This window comes from Bacillus sp. Je.9.29.b, assembly GCF_051129925.1.
GTDB lineage: Bacteria > Bacillota > Bacilli > Bacillales > Bacillaceae > Bacillus > Bacillus safensis.
Window position 1 is genome coordinate 1 of the sequence record NZ_JBCPSO010000038.1, and the last position, 231, is coordinate 231.

The 231-nt window shown below is 57.6% G+C and carries 1 protein-coding gene; it reads left to right on the forward strand.

What is annotated here, in order from left to right; translation table 11 throughout:
• Positions 1–231, forward strand: a 231-nt coding sequence (locus AAZR19_RS19005) for a hypothetical protein (protein WP_434704006.1), incomplete at both ends; no start/stop codon positions are given.

A 231-nucleotide genomic window follows, 5' to 3' on the forward strand; every position in this document is an offset into this window, starting at 1 on the left:
GTATTACTGGACCAACAGGTCCTACCGGTGCCACTGGTATCACCGGTTCAACTGGAACTACGGGGGCAACGGGTATTACTGGACCAACAGGTCCTACTGGTGTGACGGGTATTACCGGAGCTACTGGACCTACTGGCGCAACGGGTATCACTGGGGCTACTGGACCTACTGGCGCAACGGGCATCACAGGAGCTACTGGACCTACTGGCGCCACGGGTATTACCGGAGCTA